This is a genomic window from Metabacillus sp. Hm71 (assembly GCF_051842955.2).
Classification (GTDB): domain Bacteria; phylum Bacillota; class Bacilli; order Bacillales; family Bacillaceae; genus Metabacillus.
The window spans coordinates 416,904-442,405 of sequence record NZ_CM200278.1 but is presented as its reverse complement, the minus strand read 5'-3'; the positions used below and the strand labels follow the sequence as shown (position 1 = coordinate 442,405).

21 protein-coding genes are annotated in these 25,502 nt (G+C 37.4%); 9 read left to right on the top strand and 12 right to left on the bottom strand.

Annotated elements, in window-relative coordinates:
* Positions 1 to 26: 26 nt before the first annotated feature.
* The 6 genes from ACSVDH_RS02320 to ACSVDH_RS02295 all read left to right on the top strand — a co-directional run bounded on the left by ACSVDH_RS02320 (position 27) and on the right by ACSVDH_RS02295 (position 4,365).
* Positions 27 to 245, top strand: a complete 219-nt coding sequence (locus ACSVDH_RS02320) for an aspartyl-phosphate phosphatase Spo0E family protein (protein WP_439253011.1) — start codon at positions 27 to 29, stop codon at positions 243 to 245.
* 125 nt (positions 246 to 370) lie between these two features.
* Positions 371 to 1,261: a cidABC operon transcriptional activator CidR gene (gene cidR / locus ACSVDH_RS02315; protein ID WP_439253187.1), complete on the top strand. Its 891-nt coding sequence runs from the start codon at positions 371 to 373 to the stop codon at positions 1,259 to 1,261.
* A gap of 273 nt (positions 1,262 to 1,534) precedes the next feature.
* Complete coding sequence (locus tag ACSVDH_RS02310; protein WP_439253010.1) at positions 1,535 to 2,053, top strand: acyl-CoA thioesterase; 519 nt, start codon at positions 1,535 to 1,537, stop codon at positions 2,051 to 2,053.
* A gap of 13 nt (positions 2,054 to 2,066) precedes the next feature.
* Positions 2,067 to 2,438, top strand: a complete 372-nt coding sequence (locus ACSVDH_RS02305; RefSeq protein ID WP_439253009.1) for a hypothetical protein — start codon at positions 2,067 to 2,069, stop codon at positions 2,436 to 2,438.
* A 179-nt stretch (positions 2,439 to 2,617) separates the two neighbouring features.
* On the top strand, positions 2,618 to 2,923 hold the full coding sequence (locus tag ACSVDH_RS02300; protein ID WP_439253008.1) for a DUF5634 family protein: 306 nt from the start codon (positions 2,618 to 2,620) through the stop codon (positions 2,921 to 2,923).
* A gap of 87 nt (positions 2,924 to 3,010) precedes the next feature.
* A protein-coding gene (locus tag ACSVDH_RS02295) for an IS3 family transposase (RefSeq protein ID WP_518617456.1) occupies positions 3,011 to 4,365 on the top strand; the annotation gives its coding sequence in 2 pieces (ribosomal slippage) (positions 3,011 to 3,464 and positions 3,464 to 4,365; 1,356 coding nt in all).
* A 90-nt stretch (positions 4,366 to 4,455) separates the two neighbouring features.
* Here the strand turns inward: ACSVDH_RS02295 and ACSVDH_RS02290 are convergent.
* The 6 genes from ACSVDH_RS02290 to ACSVDH_RS02265 form a co-directional block, all read right to left on the bottom strand.
* Entirely contained in the window at positions 4,456 to 5,874 is a 1,419-nt protein-coding gene (locus ACSVDH_RS02290; RefSeq protein ID WP_299094078.1) for an alanine/glycine:cation symporter family protein, read from the bottom strand.
* A gap of 256 nt (positions 5,875 to 6,130) precedes the next feature.
* Positions 6,131 to 7,318 (bottom strand): methionine gamma-lyase, encoded by a 1,188-nt coding sequence (megL, locus tag ACSVDH_RS02285; protein ID WP_439253687.1) that lies wholly within the window; start codon positions 7,316 to 7,318, stop codon positions 6,131 to 6,133.
* A 113-nt stretch (positions 7,319 to 7,431) separates the two neighbouring features.
* Positions 7,432 to 7,809, bottom strand: coding sequence for a DUF5367 domain-containing protein (locus ACSVDH_RS02280; RefSeq protein WP_439253689.1), 378 nt, complete (start codon positions 7,807 to 7,809; stop codon positions 7,432 to 7,434).
* 244 nt (positions 7,810 to 8,053) lie between these two features.
* Positions 8,054 to 9,439, bottom strand: a complete 1,386-nt coding sequence (hemG, locus tag ACSVDH_RS02275; protein ID WP_439253690.1) for a protoporphyrinogen oxidase — start codon at positions 9,437 to 9,439, stop codon at positions 8,054 to 8,056.
* Between the two features lie 95 nt (positions 9,440 to 9,534).
* Positions 9,535 to 10,878: a sodium-dependent transporter gene (locus ACSVDH_RS02270; RefSeq protein ID WP_439253692.1), complete on the bottom strand. Its 1,344-nt coding sequence runs from the start codon at positions 10,876 to 10,878 to the stop codon at positions 9,535 to 9,537.
* Positions 10,879 to 10,906: 28 nt separating this feature from the next.
* Positions 10,907 to 11,515 carry a methyltransferase domain-containing protein gene (locus tag ACSVDH_RS02265; protein WP_439253693.1) on the bottom strand — a complete coding sequence of 203 codons (609 nt, stop codon included), beginning with the start codon at positions 11,513 to 11,515 and terminating at the stop codon, positions 10,907 to 10,909.
* 119 nt (positions 11,516 to 11,634) lie between these two features.
* Here ACSVDH_RS02265 and ACSVDH_RS02260 point away from each other — a divergent pair, with 119 nt between their 5' ends.
* From ACSVDH_RS02260 to ACSVDH_RS02250, 3 genes are all read left to right on the top strand, one after another.
* On the top strand, positions 11,635 to 12,159 hold the full coding sequence (locus tag ACSVDH_RS02260) for a YpiB family protein (protein WP_299094069.1): 525 nt from the start codon (positions 11,635 to 11,637) through the stop codon (positions 12,157 to 12,159).
* Between the two features lie 211 nt (positions 12,160 to 12,370).
* Complete coding sequence (locus ACSVDH_RS02255) at positions 12,371 to 15,157, top strand: hypothetical protein (protein ID WP_439253694.1); 2,787 nt, start codon at positions 12,371 to 12,373, stop codon at positions 15,155 to 15,157.
* A gap of 69 nt (positions 15,158 to 15,226) precedes the next feature.
* Entirely contained in the window at positions 15,227 to 15,865 is a 639-nt protein-coding gene (locus ACSVDH_RS02250) for a hypothetical protein (RefSeq protein WP_439253695.1), read from the top strand.
* Between the two features lie 71 nt (positions 15,866 to 15,936).
* Here the strand turns inward: ACSVDH_RS02250 and levB are convergent, their stop codons facing one another.
* From levB to ACSVDH_RS02220, 6 genes are all read right to left on the bottom strand, one after another.
* The gene (gene levB / locus ACSVDH_RS02245; RefSeq protein ID WP_439253709.1) at positions 15,937 to 17,418 is read right to left on the bottom strand and encodes a 2,6-beta-fructan 6-levanbiohydrolase; all 1,482 of its coding nucleotides are present in this window, start codon (positions 17,416 to 17,418) and stop codon (positions 15,937 to 15,939) included.
* A 233-nt stretch (positions 17,419 to 17,651) separates the two neighbouring features.
* Entirely contained in the window at positions 17,652 to 19,118 is a 1,467-nt protein-coding gene (sacB, locus tag ACSVDH_RS02240) for a levansucrase (RefSeq protein WP_299094060.1), read from the bottom strand.
* A gap of 233 nt (positions 19,119 to 19,351) precedes the next feature.
* Entirely contained in the window at positions 19,352 to 20,632 is a 1,281-nt protein-coding gene (locus tag ACSVDH_RS02235; RefSeq protein WP_439253697.1) for an ABC transporter substrate-binding protein, read from the bottom strand.
* A 36-nt stretch (positions 20,633 to 20,668) separates the two neighbouring features.
* Entirely contained in the window at positions 20,669 to 21,841 is a 1,173-nt protein-coding gene (locus ACSVDH_RS02230) for a response regulator (RefSeq protein WP_439253698.1), read from the bottom strand.
* Positions 21,822 to 23,630 (bottom strand): cache domain-containing sensor histidine kinase, encoded by a 1,809-nt coding sequence (locus tag ACSVDH_RS02225; RefSeq protein ID WP_439253700.1) that lies wholly within the window; start codon positions 23,628 to 23,630, stop codon positions 21,822 to 21,824. The genes ACSVDH_RS02230 and ACSVDH_RS02225 overlap by 20 nt, the downstream gene beginning before the upstream one ends.
* A 720-nt stretch (positions 23,631 to 24,350) precedes the next feature.
* Complete coding sequence (locus tag ACSVDH_RS02220) at positions 24,351 to 25,223, bottom strand: YitT family protein (RefSeq protein WP_439253701.1); 873 nt, start codon at positions 25,221 to 25,223, stop codon at positions 24,351 to 24,353.
* Positions 25,224 to 25,502: the final 279 nt, after the last annotated feature.

Below are 25,502 nucleotides of genomic sequence, written 5' to 3'. Positions count from 1 at the left end.
TATAAATGTTGTGGGAGCCATAGATGATGAATATAGATGATTACACTGAATTGACCAATAAAATAAATTTAGTTAGAAAACTGATGATTGTTACTGCACAAACAAAAGGAATCAATAATCCGGAAACAATTAAATATAGCGAAGAATTAGACCGTTTAATTCTTGAAACGCAATTATTGCTAAAAACAAAAGTGAATAAACCGTTTAATCCACCTGTTAATTCCTATCACCTTTCAACTACTTGAAATTCCCGACATTCATGTTAAAGTGATACTTATTGGATTTTTTCGGGAAGTAATTACCTGCCTTACTCTCTTACCTTCTTCAATTTGGCGGGTGGCTGAACCGTTTGAAAAAGTTAGGTGAATCTATGGATATTAAACAATTACAATATTTTATTGAAGTAGCTGATTTGGGCAGCTTTTCACGTGCAGCTGAGTCATTGTTTATTACTCAGCCTACGATCAGTAAAATGATTAAAAATCTTGAAGAAGAATTAGGTGTACCATTATTTGATCGTTCACGAAAGAAACTTCTATTAACAGATGCGGGACAAACCATTTTAAAACAAGCAAAATTGATCGATAAAGCGTTTACTAATTTAGAAATTGAAGTAGATAATCTCTTAGGCTTGAAAAAAGGACATATTAGAATCGGTTTGCCTCCAATCTTCGATGCCCATGCTTTTCTTAAGATCATCGGCTGTTTTCATGAAAAATACCCTGGGATTACCTTCCAGTTTGTTGAAGATGGATCGAAAAGAATCGAAGATGATGTCGATAAACATATTCTTGATGCCGGTGTTGTTGTTCTTCCAACAAAGGATGACATCTTTGAACATTTTGCTTTTATGGAGGAAGACTTGAAGCTAATTCTCCACCCTAGACATCCTTTAGCTGAAAAAACAGAAGTACATTTAACGGAATTAGCAAATGAATCCTTTATATTATTTAACAAAGACTTTGTATTAAATGATCATATAATCTCTGCTTGCAATAAGAGTGGATTTCATCCGCATATTATCTCTGAAAGCTCACAATGGTCATTTATTGAAGAAATGGTTGCCTCAAAGCTTGGCGTCTCTTTGCTTCCGGAAAGCATTTGCCGCCATCTCAAAAGGAATGTCCGAGCAGTAAAAGTAATCGAGCCATCCATTAGCTGGAATCTTGCCCTTATTTGGAGAAAAAATGCATACATTTCCAATGCAGCTAAAGCATGGTTGCAGTTTACGAAGGAAAAGTTAAAATCGCCATTAGAGTAGCTACAGCAACGATTCAACTGCATATTTATAGTAAGAGGATTCAGGAGATGAATCCTCTTTTTATATTTGAAACCATTTACATAGATAAAAGCTATACTTCCAATAAAAATTAACCATTTTACTAACTTAAATCACAGGCGTACACTTGTAACAGGTTAACAAACCTTTCTATAGAAATGATTCTTTTGTTGGTACCAGCCATTTTTAGCCTTTACGGCAGCAGAAAAAGCCGTACATCTTAATGTAAGTCAACGATGAAAGGAAGTTATAAAAATGGAAGCAAAAAAAACGAAGGAAAGCCGTATTGTTAGTACTGACCAAGTATTATCATGCGATTTAAATAATTATAATACCCTCTTTGGCGGAGTATTGATGAAAAAGCTTGATAATGTTGCAACCTTATCTGCTCGAAGACATTCAAGAGTAAAGGAATGTGTCACAGCATCAACGGATTCAATTGATTTCTTATGCCCTATTCACCAAACTGATTCCGTTTGTATTGAATCCTTTGTGACCTACACCGGAAAAACATCTATGGAAATTTTTTGTAAAGTGATTGCTGAGGATATGATGACAGGCGAACGCAGAATGGCAGCAACAGCCTTCTTAACATTTGTAGCGTTAAATGAAAACAAACAACCTGTTGAAGTGCCGGGGATTATCCCAGAAACGGAAGAAGAAAAGTTTCTCTACAATACTGGTAAAGAAAGAGCGGAAATGCGCAGACTAAGAAGACAAAAAAGTAAGGAATTAGCTGAATATATTACCGTTAGAAAACCATGGGACAAATAAGGAGGAGAGAAGAATGATGCTGGTAACGAGTCAGGCTGAATTAACATCGACCAACGATGCTCTTCAGACATTAAAGAAAGACTTTCCTACACTCTTTCAAAAACTAATGCATGTTGTAAACTTAACACGGGCATTGCAATTCAACTATCAATATATGGGTTGCCTAATAATGGATGAAGATGCTGAACATTACACTCCTAGCTTTGTTTATGGCTCTGTACTACGCTTGTATAAGAAAGAAGTTCAAAAGCTAAGGGATGATGAAAATTTCGACCGAATTAATAAGTTTCTTTCCCATCATAAAAAGATTGGATATGCAAAGATCTCCTTATTAATTCTTGGTCATTCCCCAGAAACGTTAGTTGGTCCTTCTTCTATCAAATAAATTGATGAGGCTGTCTTAATTGAGACAGCCTTATTAAACCGCTCATAATCAAATCCACTATTCCATCATCTTCAATACTAACAACTATGTAAAACATACATTTTTTTCAGTAATAGAATGACTAGCAACAAAAAATGAACACATATTAAAAGAAGGAACATTTGAAAGGAGATACTAATATGGATTTTTTACCGAGAGAGCAAATTATTAATGAGTTACAAGATTCTTTCCAACCACTTATTACCAAATATGGTATAGAAGATATCGGTATTTTTGAAGAAGAGGGTCAGGATCAACATTACTTCTTAGGTTATACAGTTCGAAAAGACGGAAAAACCTATCATGTCCATTCTCCTTTTATTAAAAATCAAGCTGGAGGGTTGGCCCCTGAAAAACGAGAATGGACGATAGAAACTGATGATCCAATGAATAAGGATCTAAAAGGCTATAAACAATTAGAAGATGCTTTTCGCGACATAAAATAATCAATAAAAAAACCTTAGCCATTCGACCTGGAGTGAACTGCACCCCAATTGTTAGACACCATCTAACAGTTGGAGGTGCAGTTTTTTATGGCTAAATTTTCTGCAGAAGATAAATTACAAGCAGTTCAACGTTATTTAAATGGAAATGAGAGTTCATATGAATTAGCTAAATCTTTGGGAACTGATAATAAAGCAATTCTTAAATGGGTCAAACAATATGAATACAATGGTGTAGAAGTATTCGTAAAATTATATACAAATTACACCCAACAGTTTAAACTAGACGTACTAAATTATATGATTGAACACGGTACGTCCATAATGGAAACAGTCGCTATCTTTAATATAGCTGCTCCATCCACAATACTTGTTTGGAAAAAGCAATTTGAAACACAAGGATTAGATGCCCTTCAATCAAAGATAAAGGGGCGTCCATCCATGAAAAAAGATACGAAAAAACAAACTAAATCCACACCACTTGAAGGGTCTGTCGAGGCACTGGAATCACGTATTAAACAACTTGAAATGGAAAACGAGTATTTAAAAAAGTTGAATGCCTTAGTTCAAAACAAGAAAAAATCACCAAACAAGACAAAGCGCAAGTAGTCTATGAATTAAGGCATAAATATCCGGTGAAAGCACTCGTAAAACTCGCTGGCATTCCACGTAGCACTTACTATGATTTAGTGGAACGTATGAATCGTCTAGATCCAGATGCTGATCTAAAAGTGGAAATAAAGGCAATTTATGAAGAACATGAAGGGCGTTATGGCTATCGCCGTATTCGTGATGAACTTGCGAATCGTGGGCAAAAAGTGAATCACAAGAAGGTTCAACGGATTATGAAAGAACTAGGGTTAAAGTGTATCGTACGAATGAAAAAATACAAATCTTATAAAGGTTCGGTCGGTAAAATAGCGCCAAATATTTTAGACCGCCATTTTACGGCAAATACCCCAAATGAAAAGTGGGTAACAGACATTACAGAATTTAAGATATTCGGTGAGAAACTTTATTTTTCGCCTGTCTTAGATTTATTTAATGGGGAGATAATCACGTACACAATTGGTTCTAGACCAACCTATTCTCTTGTTTCAAATATGTTGGAGAAGGCTTTCGAACGTTTACCTGATATCCACCAGCTACTTCTGCATTCCGATCAAGGCTGGCATTATCAAATGAAGAAATATCGTCACGCACTTGAATCCAGAGGGATAGTCCAAAGTATGTCTCGTAAAGGAAACTGTTACGACAACTCTGTTATGGAGAACTTCTTTGGAATTATGAAATCTGAGTTCCTCTACATAAGAGAATTTGAGAGTGTAGAGCATTTTAAAATAGAATTAGAAAAATACATCGATTACTACAATACAAAGCGAATAAAGGCAAAATTAAAAATGAGTCCGGTGCAATACCGAACTCATTTTACCCAAGTTGCCTAATGAAATAACCGTGTCTAACTTTTAGGGGTCACTTCAGAGTAGCTAAGGTTTTTTAATATTAATTCATTTCAATCTGTCATTTGCCAGGCTTTATTCCCTGCTCTTCCCTTGTTTAGAAGAACCGCCCCATGCTTCAACATTTTTTAGTCCTTTAATATTTGAGACATGGAAGACTGGGTTTTTCCCGTTCGCTTTTTGCTTCATATAGTCATTGAGAGCTGCAATCGCAATTTTCCCTAGCAGTACAATCGCAATCAAGTTGATGATCGCCATTAGCGCCATTAGTAAATCCGCAAGACTCCATACAAAGCTTAATGATGCAAGTGATCCAAATGCAACCATCGCCACAACAGCTATACGGTAAATGTTTAGCCAGATTTTATTTGTGTTGATAAATTCAATGTTTGTTTCACCGTAGTAATAGTTCCCGACAACTGAACTAAAGCAAAATAGGAACACAATTAGGGCTAAGAATATACTGGCCCATGAACCCATTGAGGTTTCAAGTGCATTCTGTGTCAGGACAATACCGTCAGATTCTGTTGACGTATAAAGACCAGACAATAAAATAATAAATGCTGTTGAGCTACAGATTAAAAGTGTATCAACGAATACACCAAGAGATTGAATAAGTCCTTGTTTGACAGGATGGCTGACATCAGCTGTTGCTGCCGCATTTGGCGCACTACCCATTCCGGCCTCATTCGAGAACAAACCGCGTTTTATTCCATTCATCATCGCAGCGCCCAGCGCCCCGCCTGCTACTTCATTAGCACCAAAAGCACTCGTAAAAATTAAACCGATTACACTTGGCAGTTCAGAAAAATTCACAACCACGACATAAAGAGCCATCAAGATATATGCTCCTGCCATAACAGGAACAATAATTTCTGATACTGTTGCTACCCTTTTAAGCCCGCCAAAAATGATGACTGCCGTAATGACTGTCAAAACAACCGCTATTAAAACTTTGTTTATACCAAATGATTCATTAAGGGCACTTGTAATCGTATTTGCTTGAACAGAATTAAATGCCAAACCAAATGTTAAAGAAATAATAATTGCAAATGTAACACCCATCCAGCGGGCATTTAATGCTCTTTCCATATAGTAGGCTGGACCGCCACGGAATGTATTCCCATCTTTCACCTTATAAATTTGCGCAAGTGTACTCTCAATAAACGCAGATGCAGAACCAATTAATGCGATTAGCCACATCCAGAATACTGCCCCCGGACCACCTAATGTAATAGCAATGGCAACCCCAGCAAGGTTCCCGGTTCCTACACGTGAAGCTGTGCTTATACAAAAAGCCTGGAAAGAGGACACTCCTTTTTTATCAGCCATAGCTCCTTCGCCTAATAATCTAAACATTTCTCCAATTAACCGGAACTGTACAAACTTTGTGCGAAATGTAAAATAAAGACCTGCACCTATCAGCAAAATAATCAGAACATATGACCAAAGCAAAGTATTGGCTCCATTAATAAAAGTTTCAATTATTTTCATTCTTAACACCCCTATCTAAAAATCTTTTAGCATTACTATCATATACATTTCCTGTAATGGATACGCTTTTACTATATTAGCATATTAAATAGAGTCTTTAAAAACGTTGTTATTTTCTGAATTTTATATAATTAGTAAATAAGCTGTTTTCACAAAGTATGGTTAAGCTATTGATTTTATTACAAATTATTAAAAAGGGTCAGTCCCCCAACTGTTTGAGGGGACCGACCCTTGTGTAAAAAGCTCTGTTTACTTTTTATAGAGAATCCAGCGCTTGCTTTAAATCTTCCCAAATATCCTCCCATGCTTCAAGGCCAACTGATAAGCGCAACAATTGATTTGAAATGCCCATTTTTAGCCTGGCTTCTTCTGGAACGCTCGAATGTGTCATGGAAGCAGGGTGTTGAATCAACGTTTCCGCATCTCCAAGGCTTACTGCAATTGGAATAAGTTTGAGAGCGTTAACAAATTTTACGGCATCTTCATATGTTCCATCAATTTCAAAGGATAGCACGCCTCCCCCTTTTTTCATTTGTCTGGTCATCATTTTAAAATCTGGATGTCCTTTGTCACCAGGGTAATAGACAGCCTTAATTTTAGGATGGTTTTTCAAAAGGGCATGAAGTTTTTCTGCATTTTCGCAATGGCGATCCATCCTCACCGCAAGCGTTTTGATTCCCCGAAGCAATAGCCACGCATCAAAGGGTGAAATGATTCCGCCAATATCCTTCTGCGTCGTTCGTTTTAAATAGTCGATGATCTCCTGACTTCCGACAATGATTCCTGCGATCACATCACCATGCCCGCCAATATATTTCGTCCCGCTATGGATGACAAGATCACAACCTAATGTTAATGGCTTTTGTAAGTAAGGTGTTAAAAATGTATTATCGACAACCACCTTAATCCCCTTTTCTTTGGCAATCCTTGCGACTAATGCTAAATCGATTACTTTCATAGTTGGATTTATCGGTGTTTCAATATAAATACATGTTGTGTTTTCTTGAATATTTGATAAGATCTCATCCGCTGCAGATAATTCTGAAAAAGAGTAATTGATCTGATATTTTTCTTTTAGCAATTGCAATAAACCATACGTACAACCGTACAAACCTTTTGAACATAAAATATGGTCATTTTTCTTTGTTAATCCGATTAAGGTAGCTGAAACAGCTGCCATACCTGATCCAAAAGCAAGTGCAGCCTCCCCTTCTTCTAAAATAGCCATACGTTCCTCTAAAACTTCAACAGTTGGATTTGAAAGCCGAGAATAAATATAGCCATCCTCCATACCAGCAAACCTTCTGGCTCCTTGTTCCATTGTCGAGAATGTAAAGGTGGATGTTTGATAGATAGGCGGGGTTAAACTGTCATGATGATTTTTTGGAGAATAACCGGCATGAATGGCCATTGTTTCAAACTGAGGCTTACGATCTTTTTTCATTGAAATCCCCCTCGTCCGGTATGATAAAGCCGAAATGATTCTATCTGTAAATAGGCGCTTTTGTTATATCATATTTGTTCCAGCACAATTTCGTCACATTTTCCTTTCAAGGATTATTCACCAATCTCAACTTGTTTCCCGATAAAGCCGGATAATAGGATGAGAGAATAAGCCCACAATAACCATGAAGCAAAATATTTATCCGTATTAGGGTCAAGATTTGGAAATAGCTTTTGGAAATAAATTAAAACAACAGCATCGATTAACATGCCAGGCAAAGCGATAAAGAGTGCCGCTTTGATTTTTTGGCTCGAATTAACTTTTTTCCACTTATAAATGGGTACGGTTAAAACGGCGATTAACGGAACAACCAACATATAGGACATAATCATAAGCATGGGCTGGTCATACAGGAAAAAGAATTGCCCCCCGAATCGAAAAATCAATGTCGCTCCAAGCCAAACGAAAAATCCCCAAAATAGAAAAAACATGATAAACACTCCTCCAAATAAAATGATTGTAAATTATTACCTACACTTCCAATCACGTACCATTTTACTTAGATTAAAGGGGAATGTATTGTGCGAATTGTCCTATTTTTCACTTTCAGAAGGTATAAATTGGCAACTAAGAAGGAAATTCGACGTAGTAGCCAATTAAAATGCGAAAAAAGACGCCTACCACCAGCAAATCTTTCCTGACAATCATCAAAGGTGGTTAGAGCGCCTTATCTTCTTATAGTAATGAGATAATCTTTTCTGCTGTGCTTTGCCCGTTTTCAATACAATCCGGAATTCCAACACCATAATAGGAACAGCCTGCAACGATCATTCCTGGATATTTTTCGGCGAGCTTGCCTTCAATCGCATCTACAGTATGGGGATGCGTCTTCCTGTAATTAGGCATACTCTCCATCCAAGTGGTTACTTCGCTGGCAACCGGTTCAGCCGAAATTCCAAGACTTTTTTGAATATCAGTCCGTGCCGCTTGAAGGAGCTCTTGTTTGCTCATGTTTTGTAAACTCGGGAAAAGCGGATGACTGCTTTTATAAAATAGCCTTACTAACAAATTTCCGTTGGATGACGTATGTTCCCATTTTCTGCTTGTCCATGTACAGGCATTGCATGAAAGGTCATGATTGCTTGCGTTAATAAACCCGGTTCCCTCTTCTGGAAGAAGGTGATCTGGAACATCAAAACCAACATACACACTGATAAGTGAGCTGTTTTTCAAATTAGCAAAATCATTCTTTAAATCCGTGTCATTTATCAATTTTTCTGCAGCTGTGTGTGGAATGCTTAACACTATAAAATCAGCTTCTATTGATTCATGATTCATAAAGGAGACGCGATATCGCTCTTCAACTTTTTCTATCACTGTTGCCTTTATATTTTTTACTATTTCAACATCATCCAGTGCTTTTTCATACGCATCAATCAACGTCCCTAAACCATTATTAAAAGAAATGAACTTTCTCTCTCCATTGCTTTGAAATTTCTCCTTATTTACTTCAAAGCCTTTTATGATGCTGCCATACATTTCTTTATAGTCAAACACATATGGCAATGTTGACGCAATGGTTAAGTCCATTAAATCTCCAGAATACACGCCAGAAAGGACAGGGGCAATTTGTTTCTTCACTAGTTCCTTTCCTAGAAAAAATTCAAGAAATTCCCCAATGGAATCGTTTTTCGTAAACCTTTCATTCCTTGTATAAAAATCTTTTAATGCCGCTACTTTTCCTTCAGCTGAAATAAGTGTTGACTTCGCTAATGACTCAATACTTGCCGGAATTCCGAATACTGAATCAGGAGGAATCGGCTTTAACTGACCGTCAGCGTAGATAAACGAGCGCCCTGTCGCATTATACACAACCTCTGATTGCAAACCTAGATCTTCAATAAAGGACATCTTATTCGCCTTGCGTAAAACAATGGAATCGGCACCTGTTTCCATAACAAATTCATGATTATTTACTGTGCGAATCTTCCCCCCCAGTTCGGAAGACGCCTCTGCAAGGATAAGCTTTACATCCGATTGCGTGCTTTTTTTCCACTTATTCAATTCATACATAACAGATAACCCGGTAATGCCGCCACCAATAACTAGAACGGTTTTCACTTTTTCACACCTCTATTTAAGGTCAATATCACTTATTAATAGTGTTCAATACTTTCATGATGGGATTAAACAAACGTTTAATTAACTTTTTAATATTAAATCACACCTAAAGAATGCAGATATACTATAGCAATTGTCAGGGGAACCACCCATCTCATTAAGAACCGCCATACTGCAAACAATTGCGGCGGATACGAGTTTGCCAGCATAAATTCTTGTTTAATTAATGCTTTGTTCATTTTAAACGAAATAAATACGGCAATCAGTAAATTACCGAGCGGCAGCAAAATATTACTAACCAGATAATCAGTTGCATCAAAAATCGTTTTCTCAAAAATAAGCAAGTCACTTAGCGGTCCCATCGATAATGCAGCCGGGATCCCTGCCAAAAAGACAGCTGCTCCAGCCACCCATGAAACGCCCTTTCTTGATCGTTTTCCCCCCTCCGTAAAAGCAGAGACAATGATTTCTAATAGGCTGAAGGAGGAGGTTAAGGTTGCAAATAAGAATAGCAATAGGAAAAGACATAAAAAGAACTCGCCAAATGGAATCTGGGAAAATACAGTCGGGAGAACAATAAATAATAATCCCGGCCCTTCTGTCGGCTCAAGTCCAAGCGCAAAAACGGCTGGAAAAATAGCCAGTCCGGCAAGCAAGGAAACGAAAATATTCATTACCACAACAGAGGTTGCAGACGCCGGAATACTTACTGATTTATCTAAATATGAACTATATGTTACCATACAGGAAAACCCGACAGCCAACGCAAAAAACGATTGGCCTAGTGCATACAATATGCCGTCACCCGTGACACTTGTGAAATCAGGCTTTAGAAAAAATTCCACCCCTGCCATTGCCCCATCCAAGGTTAATGATCTGGCGACAAGAACGATAAAAAAGAGAAATAATAAGGGCATCATATACTTGCTTGCTCGTTCAATGCCATTTTTTATGCCAAACGTAATGACAATAATATTAATAAGTAAATAAAGAGCTAAGCCAAAAAGTGTAATACTTGGCGAGCTTGTTACCTTTCCAAAAAGCTCCGGATAATTAGCTCCAGCATGAATTACTTGGCCAACGATCGAAAGCAGGCTGTAAATTAACACCCATCCCCCAACCACACAATAAAAGGACAGCAATAAAAAGCAGCCGATGACCCCAAGCTTTCCAATGTTATCCCAAAGGCTGTCCGGGGCAAGTTTTTTATACGCGGAGATGGCTTCCTGCTTTGCTCCTCTTCCAATAATAAATTCAGATATTAGCATAGGAAGTCCGATAAGAACCGTAAAAGCGAGAAAAACTAAGAAAAAAGCAGCCCCGCCGTTCATCCCAGCTACATACGGAAACTTCCAAATGGCTCCAAGACCAATGGCAGCTCCAGCAGAGGAAAGAATGAAGCCAAGCTTCGAAGACCATTGTTCACGTTTATTTTGCATAATTTCCTCCTATAATGTTTTTGTAAAACTACCTTATCAATCGATAGATTAAAAATCGTTCGTTAGGATTATGTTCATATAATCCAGGGAGCTTGACCTCCTGCTTCAATTCAAAAGCGCGATGATTTTCTAAATAATAAATATAATCAGCTGCTACATAATATAATATCAGTTCGATGTCCCGCTCTGAATCTTCCACAGAAAGCAAAATATTATTTATGACCTTCATAAAAATCTGAATCGAAAACGGATTAAAAAAATAAAATCGATTATCAAGAGGATGGATTTGGTACTCTTCAGCAAGACAACAGTAAAAATGAATGTTCTCATTGCTTTTTTTTGTCTTTTTTATATACTGATAGTGATTTTTAAGTGCCTCTTGATAGAAAATCTCGTTCATCTCAATTCCTATAACCGTAGCATTTAATAGATAATGGATAAAAAAGTTTAACCTTCCCTTACCGCACCCGAAATCAATTATACGATCACTGCTCTTCATTTCATAGTGATCAACTAAATATTCTAAAGCATCATATGGTGTCGGCTCATATCGGTGATAATGATAGGATTGGTTAAAGCTCAATTGTTCTCCCCTTGTTTTAATGCCAAGTAACTTATCAAAAAACAGTTCTTTCATTCCATGTGCTCCCTATAGTTGTTTTTATTTCAGCCCCAGCAATGTTCATTCCTTACAACAGCTTAGCGAACATGGTATGATAGATAGTAAGATTGAAAGCTGAGATAAGGTGGGATTTAATGAACTGGGTATCCTCCGCAAAAAAAAGTGATTTTCTCAAATGGTTTTTAACTCATCATCAACTAAAAAATACGGAAGCTCGCAGGCTGCTAGAATATATCGTAAAAAATCACCACATCCTTGGAAATCTTTCCTTTACAGATGCCATTCATCCAAAAGAAAGAACGATGATTATTTCAAGCATTCACTCAGATGAACCAGGCTTTCTTTTTTATCATAACAGCTTGAAAACCGAAGATGTTTCAAAAGCGATTGGTTCTCTGATGAATTATCCTTCAGACAAAGTCTATCTTATCCTTCATTTCTTTGGAAAACAATCTAATTACAAGTATACACAGTTAATTGAAACATCTAGATTACAATCGATCAAACAATATGAACAATCTGAGAAAGATGCAAAGACGGTTGATCTTTTCGTTGAAATTTCTTTGCTTAAGAGCCAAATCAATAAGGCATTGGATGATCGGAATGAAGAGCTTTTTAAAGAATTGGCCAGTCGCTTAAAAGAGCTTCAAAATGCGTAAATAATAGAGGCTTTCTCAAAGTGGGTTTATCCCTATTGAGAAAGCCTTTTCTATTCTATTGTCCTATTAAAAAGCATTTCAATATGTCTAATCTCACTGGTAATTTAATGGTAAAAATAGTGAAAAATTCCCTTTGGCTGAAAATTGATTTTAGGTAACATGGTAGTTGTGTTTAATTACTTATAAATCATTCGAAAGCGAGGGAAGAACAATGAAACGAAACAACAAATTTCTCATGCATTGGCTGCTAGTGCTGGTGTTAATTGCTTCTGCGATCTCACCGAGTTTTGCAAATGCAAAAAACACCAAACAGCAAAGCTTGCAAATACAATCAGAAGAATCTGACCAAACCGTTAAGCAACTGATGCAAAAAGCGATGGAACAAATCGAAGCGATCCCGGAAACTCAGTCTCCACAAAAAAATCATAAACGGGTGGAATACGCACTTTTTGAATTACAGGCTGCTGTTGACGGGAATTTCGAAACAAACAATGCGATTAAGTCCTCAAGATTTTTTGACCACAGTTCAACTGCACTAAACATCATTGAAGCATCTCCACAACTTACTTCTGAGATACAAGACCCAATCATAGACAATGTGATAGCAGCAAACAGGCTCGTGACGAAAGAATTACTATCCCTGTTAGAAAAAAATCAAGACATGTTTTCGAAAAAAGAACAAAAGCTTCTAGAGAAAGCGCAAAAAGATTATGAAAAAGGCTTAGACTTTGAAAACAAAAACAACCGCGGGCAATCGATTCATTTCTATCAAAAATCATGGTCAAATGCTCAAGTACTGAAAGATAGAGCGAAACAACTTCTTGATTCTGACGGCGATGGAGCGATGGATCAAATTGAGGAGAAATTAGGGACAGACAAGAATGCAATCGATACAGATCAAGATGGCTTATTAGATGGTTACGAAATTTTAAAGCTCTATACCTCACCTCTTACAAAAGATACTGATAAAAACGGGACACAGGATAGTGAAGAGGACCTTGATCAAGACCGCTTATCAAATCTTGAGGAGCAGAAGCAAGGGACAGATCCTGTTTTAAAGGATTCGGATGCTGATGGCTTAGATGACCATCTAGAATTAAAGGAATTTGGCACCTCACCTTTACTGAAAGATAGCGATCACGACGGCTTGGACGATGCTGGCGAATATCGTGTCGGCACAGACCCGCAGGAGCCAGATTCGGATCGTGACCGACTTTATGATGGACTGGAAAGCTATCCACAAACTTTTACTGATAAAAAATCAGGGGCTGTTCTTGAAGTCACTGGAGAAGGTGACCTCTCATCTGCGGTTTCCATGCAAAATGTATCTGAATATACCTTATTTCAAGACATCCCGGGTGCTGTTTCAGACTTTGTTGATGTTTCGGTAGAACAGAAAGTCGAACATGCAACCATTAAGTTCCCAATCAATAAAGACGCCATCCCCAATGGTGATCTTGAAAAGGTAAAACTAGTTGTATACGATAAAGAAAAACATCAATTCACACAGGTAGAAAACCAGAAAATTGATACGAAAAACGGGGTTATTACAGCCGAGATTGATCGTTTTTCAGTATTTACATTAGTTTATACGCCAGAGTGGGAAAAAAGTCAGCATGCAAAAAGCGCAAGCACTGCATCAAGTTTATCTTATACGATCTTAAATGATCAGGATGACGTCGATACTGACGGAGATAAGCTAACCGATCTTGAAGAAGAATCATTAGGAACCTTTGTCTATTACCCTGATACAGATGGAGACGGATTAGATGACGGAATTGAAGCCGATATTGGATCAGATCCGTTTAACGAAAACATTGACGAAGATTCTTTTAACGACCTTGAGGAGTATGAGGAAGGAAAAGATCCACATCTATATGACAAGGTTTGGACAGATTATGTACAGGAGGTCCTGCTTGGCGCATCTGTCAATGAATTTGGCGAAACCCTTGTTGATTGGGGCTGGATGGAGGAAGATACCTTCAATTCCATTCCATACTTAATCGGACAGCTTGTTTCCGGTTACCTTGTCTATGGGGATATCGTTGACTTCATTGCTAATCTCACCCAAGCAGATATTGGAGACGGCTTGTTAGCAGCTGTCGGGGTGATTCCGGTTGTTGGTGATGGGGCAAAAACGATTGCTAAAATAGTCGAATTCGTTAAACGAGCAAAGGAAAATCTCCCGAAAGCCTTACGAATCGCCATCGATGAGTTCGGAGACAACCCGAAAATCCTTTCCGCTTTATTGGATGAAATCACCGAAGGGGCTGCGAAAACATTAAGGCAAATGGGTGCTTCAGATAGAATGATTGCCCAGCTAGGGAAGCATGGTAACGACCTCCTCAAAATCAGCAAGCTAAAAGGATTAAAACTAGGTGATACTACCCTTACTGCTGCTCAACGGAATCAAATTAACCGGCAAATTCGTCAACGTTGGGGAACAAATTTGGACGCCTCAAAAAGAGCAGAGGCTTTTGCGATGGAAGCAGCCATCTGGTACTATGAGCAGCTCGGGTATAAACTTTTATATTCACAGCGCGATATAAACCAAACGATTCGCACCTCCCAAGGACCAGACATTATCATGAAAACACCAGATGGTGAACCGTTCATTATTGAAGCGAAAGGGTCCTATTCAGAAAAAGGAAAACTAAACGATGGCCGCAGAAAAGGCGCAAGACTGGCTTCCAATGTAGGCGGTGAATATCGTTTATATCTAGCAAGAGATTGGCTGACAGTCAATAGTCAAAGCCGATATATGGATGCCTTTGAGAAAGCCATTCAAAACAACACGATTAGCAAAGAAGAGAAAGAAGCCTATGATATGTTAAAAGATATTATCAATAATGGTTCACCATACAAAAGCTCTGTCGTGTATGGTGGAATTAGAAGTGCAAAATCGGCCATTGAGCCCGGACAAAACCTTGATGAATACATGGAAAACCTATTAAAGGACACAGACTCTTTAGACTTTATTATTATCCGCAATATTTAAGCAAATAAGGCAGGAAAGAAGGAGGCTCTCCTCTCTTTCCTGCCATTCATTTCAGGAGGCCTTAATACCATGAGCAAGCAAATAAAAATAAACGAAAAAAAACTTCTTCAAAAAAAGCAATTTCTTGATTCAATCGGTCCTCAATCATGGTCTGATTATGAAGCCTATGCCAGATGCTTATTCTATCTAGGAGAAAAAGAAAAAGCGAAAGCATATTTTTTAGAAGCAGCCGGTCGGATTGCAAACTTGCTTTCCGTATTTGAAAAAAGAAATCAAACAGAGTTTGCTAGGATAAAAATGGTACAAGCTAATTTTTACCGTCTTGCAGGTGATAATACTGAAAGCCTAAAACAATATGAAGAAATTCAAGGTCTTCTTCTCCATTTATTTAAAACTGAATATGACGAAAATGTCGATAAAGGAAGCAGTCTATTAAGCAAGCTCAGCACCTGCTATTTCTTTCTCGAAGACTATGAAAAATCCGTCCACTATGGAAGCATGGTAAAAGAATGGCAGCCCATCGCACAAGGTTACTCTGAGGGCATTCTTCATGAAAATAACAAACAAATTCAATCCACATTAGACCATGTCATAAAAGAGATTAACCACGAAAAAAGCGTCCCTTATGATACTGGAGCTGAAGTAAGCTTGTGGGATTGGTATGAGATTGGGAAAGAGTTAGCTTTAAAGTTTTCAGCAGTGGAATAAGACCTTGTATCTCCACTGCTTTTTAATGAAAAAAAGTGCATGATTTCCCAAGTTCATGCACCAGCTCTATTTCAACGAATCGAACCGAGTTGTTTGATTTTAATATTTTTAAACACCGCTCGGCCGCCCTCTGTATAAAGGGTAATTCCTTTATCTTCTTTTTCGGGGAATATTAAATTTGAATGTGTGACCTTTCCATCATTAACAAAAACCTCAACACTCATTTTATCAACTAGAATCGTTAAGTGAGCTTGCCGCTTGCTGCTATCAAATGGCGCTGTGCTTTTAGTCGATTGATTCCTATTATCAGGGTGGTTTGTAAATGCCCGGTTCACATATGAGTTTTGTTCTGCTGCGAAAATACCGACGTCAACATGCCGCTGACGATTTTTTGATTCTCTAAGTCTTAACCCTACATTTTTAAGATCTTTCCAAAAAATATCTGTTTCTAATTGATAGACCTCACCTGTATCGTCAAGCGTTACCTCTCCATCTACTTCTATCTGATCATAGGAATAAATCGAAGTGATTAAGTTAGTTAATTCATGAATTGGTTGTGAGCGTAAATAATACTCATTTCCACCAGCATGCATCAATTCAATTTGCCGAACAACTGAATCCATGCCGTTAAAGCCTTCTTTTAAGGTTGGTGTATGATGGGCATAATCCCAATTATTCATCCATGCCAAGGCATAGCGTTGATTGTATGGATCCTTGGCTTTTCCATCCTCAAACGTAACACCGCCATACCAATCAAAGCCATAATCCAGCCATTTCGGTTCTTTTTGATCAGGGAAAAATTCCTTTCCATCGAACATTCCGGTCCAATAGGCATACGTGTTTGGCTTCCCTTGCGATTTTCCATTCGCACTAACCCCAAGCACCCATTTTAATGTCCCGTTGTTCGCGCGCATTAAAAACAGATCCGGGCACTCCACAAGCCCAATATCTTTTGTCATAAGTCCACTCAGATAATGCCACTCTTTTAAGTTATGAGACTCATAAAACCCTATTTTAGTGCCTTCCGCCATAATCAAGATCCATTTTTGATGTCTTTCATCCCATATGATTTTCGGATCTCTAAAATCCTTCGAACCTGGATTTTCCATAATCGGCTCATCGCGATAGGAAGTAAATGTTTTTCCAAAGTCCTTACTATACCATAAAAATTGCTCCTGTTTTCCCCCATCCTTGGAGGGCTGTGTAACAATGGCAATGAGTGTGTTTTTACCAAAGCCTGCCGTATTATCTTTATCAAGTACGACTGACCCTGACCAAGGATCCCCGTTATCATTTGTATATTTCGGAATAGCGATCCCCTCATCCTTCCAATGCACCAAATCCTCTGAAGTTGCGTGCCGCCATTCTGTACCATTGCCATTTGGGTAATCACGATTATAAAGATAATAGTAATGATACTTTCCATTTAAATAAATGGGCCGCTGAGGGTCATTCTTCCACTTATCAGGTGTCGTGAAATGGTAATTGGCTCGATATGATGACTCAACTTGCTCTTTAGGATTATTGATAGGATGGTCAACAGTTGGTTCCATCAAATGAAGAGCTGGATATGTCATTACCCCCGTTAGAATGATGAAGAAGCCAATGATGACATAACACAGATCGTATCCCTTCTTTTTCATTCTTTTTTTATCCAAGGTAACTCACCACGCTTTTCAAAAATTCTTTCTAATATAAAAGAAAAAATGTCAATTAAATAACCGACATTTTTTCTTTTGCATGATCGAAGGGTCACAGACCCCTTTTTGGGATATAAAGTAGGAAATTATTTATTTATCGTGATTTGCCCTTGCTCAAGGATGCCATCTTTTACTACAGATGTTTTTGATCCTTTAATGTTAAGTAAGAAGCTTGGAGCAAATGTAGATTTATGATCCTCGAAGTAACCTCTGTTTGTCATATAGCTTGTGACAACCACATTATCGCTATTCTTTTGCGGAATCGCAAAGTGTGCATATGTCCAAGTAACATCATAAGGATCAAGATCGTGATGTAAGACAATTCCTGTATCATTTAATGGCTTATATGGTCCAGTTAATGAATCTGAAACATAACCTAACAAGTAAATATCGCGATCATCAATGCCGTCAATTGTCATCTTTGATCCTCTTGAACTTGTGAATAAATACCATTTTCCATCCTTTTTAAAGATGTTAGGACGCTCGATTTCATCTGTTACCGTGTTCGATGCAATCAATGGTTTCATTACTTTTTTCACTGTATAATCATCATTTATTTCAATAATACCCATAGCACCATTTGCTAGAGTAGCTAATTCCTTTTTAGGACTTTGTAAAAGCTTTTCCTTTTCAGATTGGAAGAATGGTGTGCTTCCGCCATAATAAGCTTTATTGTAAAGGGATTTTTCACCTTCATATCCGTATTCTGTTCCGGTGTTGGCCTCAAATACAAGATACTTACGGCCTTTTTCTTCAATGTAGTGTGGATCTCTCAACGTATGATTATTAAGGAAATTACCATCTTTGAATGCTTGGTTCACATTTTGATAAACCTTCCCGTCTCCACCCTCAAAGATTGATTTGAAGTCCTCAACACCATCGACTTTAAGTGTATTTGCATCCACTTCAGATACATTCACTTGTGCTGTTGTTAAGGTTTGTTTACCGTATTTCTCTTGCTCAGCATCAAAACCTCCGCGATTTGTATAAAATAATCGAACTTCTCCATCAGATGTTAAGGTTGCTGAACCTGACCATTCTTCTGTTTGATCTTTTAAATATGGATCATTTGGAGCATATTTATCACTGTCTTTAAACACTCTTCCGGCGTTTTTCCAGCTATCAAGCGATGTTTCTCCTACCTTTTTATAGAACATATAAATAAACGTGTCACTTCCGTTTTTCGGGTCACCAGCTAATCCAAAAACAATATGGTATCCATTATATTCTGCTACTGTTCCATCAGCATTTTGCAATGGCCATGTATCCCACACATCTAAATCGATCAATTGCCCGAATTCATTGTATTTTTTTGCTGAAGGGATATTTTGAATGGTTGAGGCATCGAATTGCGGCACCGTATATTTTGGATCTCCATGTTGTTCAATCATTTTATACATGTCTGAACGTGTGATATGAGAGATTCCATAATCTTCTTTGTGATCCAGCGTTTCACTTTGCTTTGCGAAAGCTAATGGACCGCCGCCTCCTACTAAAATAGCTGTACTAAGCGTTACAACTGTTGCTTGTTTGACAAGATTCTTGAGTTTCATCTTCTTCCTCCTTTAATATTTGTTGGCGGGATAAAGAAATAAGTGCGGTATGAGGTTTTAATGTTTAAATCCCGCCTTACATTTATCATTATAGGTTTGTCTTTAGGCTATGAATATGGCGTATATTGATTGGATTTTAGTCTTAAATTGATCTTGTTTCTTTTTAAAATGAACAATAAAAAAAGCCCCGGCAAGGAGGCAATTAATTGTTGATATAAATATTGACATTCGTCTTATTGGCTTGCAGCATTCTCCCATGATTTCTGGAACTCTTGGAGCAATTGATCTCGATTTAACTGTTTTCCTACATATAACTGCATCGCAGAGCTGAATTCAGCTCTTACTCCAACAGGAAAGTGAAACCAGTTAATTGAAAATGTCTTCCCCGCTTTAGAGTAGCGAATGATTTCATCAGCTAACGGTCCTAAGTTGTCAGCCTCCATATTTTCAAATGCGGGGATAAATTTAAAATGGTCTGTTAAATACGTTTTACCTTGTGTTGATGTAACCATCCATGTTAAAAATTTCTTGGCTTCTTTTTTCTTTATTGGCGTGGTTTGTTTGTTAATCACCCAATAATTTGGTACACCGACAACCAAGGAGTCATTATTTCGTTCATCATTGATTGGGATTGGCATCATCCCGATGTTCATATTTGGTGTTAACTGATCAATCAACGGCTGAATCCAGTTGCCTTGTTGAATGATCGCCGCCTGTCCATTGGCAAATAAATTCAACTCCATGTTGTAATCCGTTGTTAGCGGATTTTTGTTTCCATATTTTAACGTGACATCCAATACATTTATCATGTCTTTAAACCTTTGATTGGTTTCAATCCTTTCTGTCCCATGATTTAAAGCATTTATAAAAGCAACTGGATCTTCTTGTTGTGCAAAAGCAATACTTACTAATTGGTCACCTAATTTCCACTCTTCATAATATCCATTTGCAAAAGGCATAATCCCAGCCTGCTGCAGTTTTTCAGCGGCTGCGATTAATTCAGTAAGTGTTTTTGGTAATTCATCAATGCCTGCTTGTTTAAATAAATCCTTATTATAAATAAATCCGTATCCTTCAAGGTTAAATGGCATTCCAAAAATTTTACCGTTTATTTCCATTGGTGTTAATGTATCCTTATATGCTTTGTCAACCCAAGGCTGATCAGAAAGATCCTCCAAATATTTACTCCATAATTTCGCATTTCCGTATCCATTGTTTGTGAAAATGTCGGGACCGGTTCCGGAAGCCATTTGCGCCTTCAAATCGGAAAGATCATCCGCTGCCCCGCCAACGGTGTGAATCTTAATATCGATATGTGGATTTTCCTTTTCATAAGCATTTGCCATTTGTTCAAACTGTGTGGAAATTTCGACTTTTGGATTCCTGACATTTAAGATGATTTTTTCCTTGGTCTGTTTCGCTTCTTTCGTTTCCGTCTCTGTCTTTGTTTGACATGCCGTAAGAAATAAGATCATCATGACAGCCATATACAAGAGTACAAATTGTTTTTTCATTGCTTCACCTCAGTACTTCAGGATATTATGAGTTCATTATCTGCTTCCAATTTGCAGCTTCTTCTCGCTGTTTCGGTACTCGAAAGGTGTCATGCCAACGACTTTTTTAAATAGCTTTGAAAAATATTTCTCATCCTGATAACCGAGCATGGTAGAAATGGAGAAAATACTTTCTTCTGTTTCGATTAACCAGCATTTTGCTTGATTAATTCTTAAGTTCATCATGTATTTAGAGAGCGGCATACCTGTTTCTTGTTTAAACTTTCTTGAGATATGCTCTCGACTCAAAAAGAACCGATTTGACAGTTTTTCCAAACTTAATTCATCCATGTAGTACTTTTCAACATAGGAAACAATATCCTTTATCCGACGGGCTTCATCCAAGTCGTTTAAGCGGTTGATCGATCTGAAAGTTTGTTCTTCTAAAGCCTTTTGCAGAGACTGAAAGGCTATTGGAAGTTCTGTTAATGATGAGATCGGATCACCGTTAACAAGACGTACAGGTATATCAAATTGCTGACTAATCCATTCCTCAATTTCTAACCATTTGCCATGTTTCGTAATCACTAGACAAAGACTATGATCAGTTTGCAGGGCAAATGCGTTTCCTAACTTCTGAATAATAAGCTCATCATCGAGTAACTGAATATATGGATAAGCATGATGCATTTGATAAAAGGAAATAAGGGTAAGATCGTATTTTTCAGATGGTGGAAGATATGAAACCAATTCATTCGAATTGAAAAGCTCTCCAACGCAAGCTGCCGTGACGACCTGATTCATACGCAGTCTTTTAACATCTTCATAGGATTCTTTGTAGTGACGATCCTCTTCTTCCTTTTCCCAGGATCGAACAGCATCCGCTAATGTATGATTAAATGCATCTGCCTCAATGGGTTTCAATAAATAATCAAAGCTGCCGCACTGAATAGCCTTCCGCATATACGAATAGTCGTCAAACCCTGTGATTAAAATGACTTTTCCATTATAAGAAATGCTATCCAACCATTCGATTAATTCTAAACCACTTATTCCAGGCATCTTCACATCTGTAAGGATCATCTCCGGGTTTTCCTTCATGATGATTCTTTTTGCCTCTTCACCATTACATGCCTCGAAGAGATCAGTAATCCCGTACTTCTCCCATTGTCCTAACTGGCGTATGACATCACGTACATTGAATTCATCATCAACAATTAGAACCTTCATAGTCTTTCTCCCTCCCTGCCATTTCATCCCTAGCAAACTTTGAATCTAGAGGAATTGACATACGAACTGAAAAGCCTTTGCCATCCATTGTGTCTAGTTCCAGACCGGCTCCTTGACCATAATTTAATACTAATCGGTCATGAATATTTTTCAGTCCGATATGCTCGCTTGCTACAGGTGCCGTATAAATATTTTCTCTTAAGGTTTCAAGCTCAGAGAGTTTCATGCTAGCTCCGTCATTTTCAACTCCGAGGTGCAAAGTTTGTCCTTTTATTTCTCCATAAATAAGTAAACGAGCATCATAGAAACCTTCTTCATAACAGTGTTTAAAGAAGTTTTCTACAAGCGGCTGAAGAGTCATACTTGGAATTTCCCTTTCCAGAATAGACTCATTTATATGAATAGAAACATTAATAGAGTCTCCAAACCGCTCCTTTTGCAGAGATAAATATGCGTTTATATAATCTACTTCATCTCTTATCAATACCCATTGATCCGCTCGAATGGAGTACCGCATCATTTTGGATAAGGACGTTACTAATTCGTAAACCTTCGGAGAATGAGATCGTAGTGCTACTGCACCGATAGATTGTAAGGCATTAAATAAAAAGTGTGGATTAACCTGAGACTTTAGTGCTCTAAATTGATTTTTTCGATTCTCAATTTCCAATTTATATTCACGATCAATGTGAAGGTTAATTCGATCCATCATATCCTTCATATGTTTTTCTAAATGGCCGATTTCATCTTCTCTGCTGTCATCAAAAGGAACGTCCATATTTCCGCCTTCAATTGATAATACTTTCTGGCTAAGAAGTTTAATAGGGCGAGTAATTCTGTAGGTAATAATACTAATCATGATTAACCCTAATAATCCTACTCCTATTCCAACAAGTATGTTTGTATAAGCAGTCTTTCTGACTTCTTTAAATAAAGATTGGCTAGGGGTAATCTTCACTAATTTCCATTGATTTAGTGGTTCTGATAAGGTTTTTGAAAAGATAATATCTTCACCATTATTAGTTCCCTCCGCTTCAATACGCGGTTGTAATTCAGAAGGAATCTGCTTTCCAATAAGTGTTTGATCACTTGCATACATCACACGATCTTTTGCATCTAATAGTAAAACAGAACCTCCATGCTCTTTTATAAGACTGTTACAAATACGAGCATATCCAGCTATATCAAAATCTATTGTCATAAAACCTAAAAATTTGTTCGTAAGCACATCTTCTATTTTGTGGTGGATACTCATAACCACTGTTTTATCAGATTGGGGAATGGTCGCAGCGTGATTATAATTTTTAATTCGATGCGGGGGTTCAATTATAAACGGTTCGTTTGCGTGATAAAGCTTTTTAATCAAGGGCTGCTCTAAAAAGTCAGGTTGATATTTTCTAGCACTGACCATGGCATTATAAACAGTAAACGATCCTTTATCTTTATCAATATAAAAACGTACTTGGCGAATTTCGTTCCGCATCAAATAGATAGACTCAATACTTTTTTCCACCGCAATCGGATTTAAATAGATGGAATCCTCAAACCCGTTAGTAAAAATTCGGATTAAATCAGGGTTCCGATAGATAATATAAGGAAGATTGCTTAGATCATAAAAGTATTGTTCCAGTTCTTCTGACAATTCCTCCATTTGATCCTCACTGATTTCGAGTTCATGCTGTTCAACACTATGTTTTGTATATTTATAAATGATTAAAACAGATAAAAAGTATGGCAGGATGATAAAAATAAGAAGCATGATTAATAAGCGATGTTGAATACTTTTCACATGGAGATGCTCCTTTCCCACATTAAGATCAAGTAAGCATGCATTTTTTAAGTTATAAAGCTAAATGAATCTCCATCTAAGCAAGAGTTCTGATTAGATAAAAGTGCTTATGAACAACCATTTGTAATATTAAGCCCCAGATCACTTTTTAATTAAAATTCATTTAAAAAGGTATGTCAACATGGCTAAAATCATCTAAAAATAAAGAAGAGAACAGCTAAATACCTATTAAAATATGGATTCGGAAACGTTTACTACAACAGATGAAAACGCTGCAACTGAAAGGATAAATGAATCTTACCTACTAGAATGTGATCAATCTTTAAGTTACATAGGAAAATGTGATTATTTTTTGTGATAATATTTACAATGGGGGAAAATCAAGGAAAAACTTTACAACCTAATATAGGCTTAGAAATGCGCAAGCGCCTTGATCAGCCTAGGGCAAATAAGACGCTCATGAATAGAAGGCGTTCTTTGCCTTTAATTCATGAGTGGCTAGACTCTAGAGGGGCTAGGCGCTGGAGCTAGACACTAAAACTAAGTACAAAATTTTACACTTTCTTAAAACTTTAAAAAAGGATACCATATCATTTCTGATACGATATCCTTCTTTTATAGCAATAGTGTATGTAATAAAAAGATTTAGGGAAAGAGTCTCCCATAAAGTGTGGCAGTTAACCGCTGCAAAACGAAAAAGGCTGGTTTTTTGTAACTTTTCTAATGAATATTTCTCTTTCTGAAATTACCTCCCTTAACTTCTGCTACGTCATATACTGTAACAAAGGCAGCTTCGTCAATTTCATGAATGATTTCTTTTATTTTACTTTCTTCTAAGCGGTTAATCACACATGTGATTTCCATAAATTTTTCATGAGAATAACCGCCGTAAGCTTCTTTATACGTTGCACTACGACCTAAACGATCGCGTATGGTCTCTACCATTAATTGGGGTTGATTTGTAATAATTTTAAATGTTTTAGAACCGCTTAACCCTTCTTCAACGATATGGATCACTTTAGACGCAATAAAGTAAGCAATTGCCGAAAGAATGGCCCCTTGTAGACCAAATACAGTTGAAACGAAAATAAAGACAAACAAGTTTAAGAAAAGGATGAGATCACTTGTCCCAAATGGTAATTTTCGAGAAAGGAGAACGGCCAGCATATCAATTCCATCTAATGCTCCGCCATTACGCAATGCTAACCCCATCCCAAAACCAAGGATAATTCCGCCAACAACGGTAATTAACAACGTATCCCCTTCAATAATCGCTGGGATATGGTGCATGAGGCTTGTCCCAACAGCTAGTGAAGCGATTCCGATAATCGAATTAATGGCGAAGCTTTTCCCAATTTGTTGATAGCCTAACCAGATAAACGGGATATTCAAAACGGCAATAAGAATTCCTAATGGTAATCCAACTAGTTGTGAGCCAACGATACTAAGACCTGTCACACCCCCATCAGATACGTTGTTTGGGATTAATACGGCTTCTAGCCCATAAGCTGCTATAAATCCTCCTAAAATGACGATTAATCCTCTTAACGTTATTTTTAGTTTATTGGGCTTGTGCTTTTTACTTTTACTCATCTAATACCTCACTTCGAACAAAATCTTATCTAATTTTACCATAAAATTTCTTTTTTAAGTATTTTGCACGTTTCGTCCAAGTAAAAAGAATCGCTATTTCACTTAAACTCCTACTCAAAAGTTAAACCTGACAAATCGTTCCGATTCTCGATGTCTTTGTTGTTGGTCTACTCAGCGGCAGCTATTTTTCTTTAAAATGATGAGTTTTATAAACCTAAAAAAGCAACTCTTTAACAAAAGAGTTGCCTATGCTGTCGACAAAGTCAGCAGCAGTTTTTT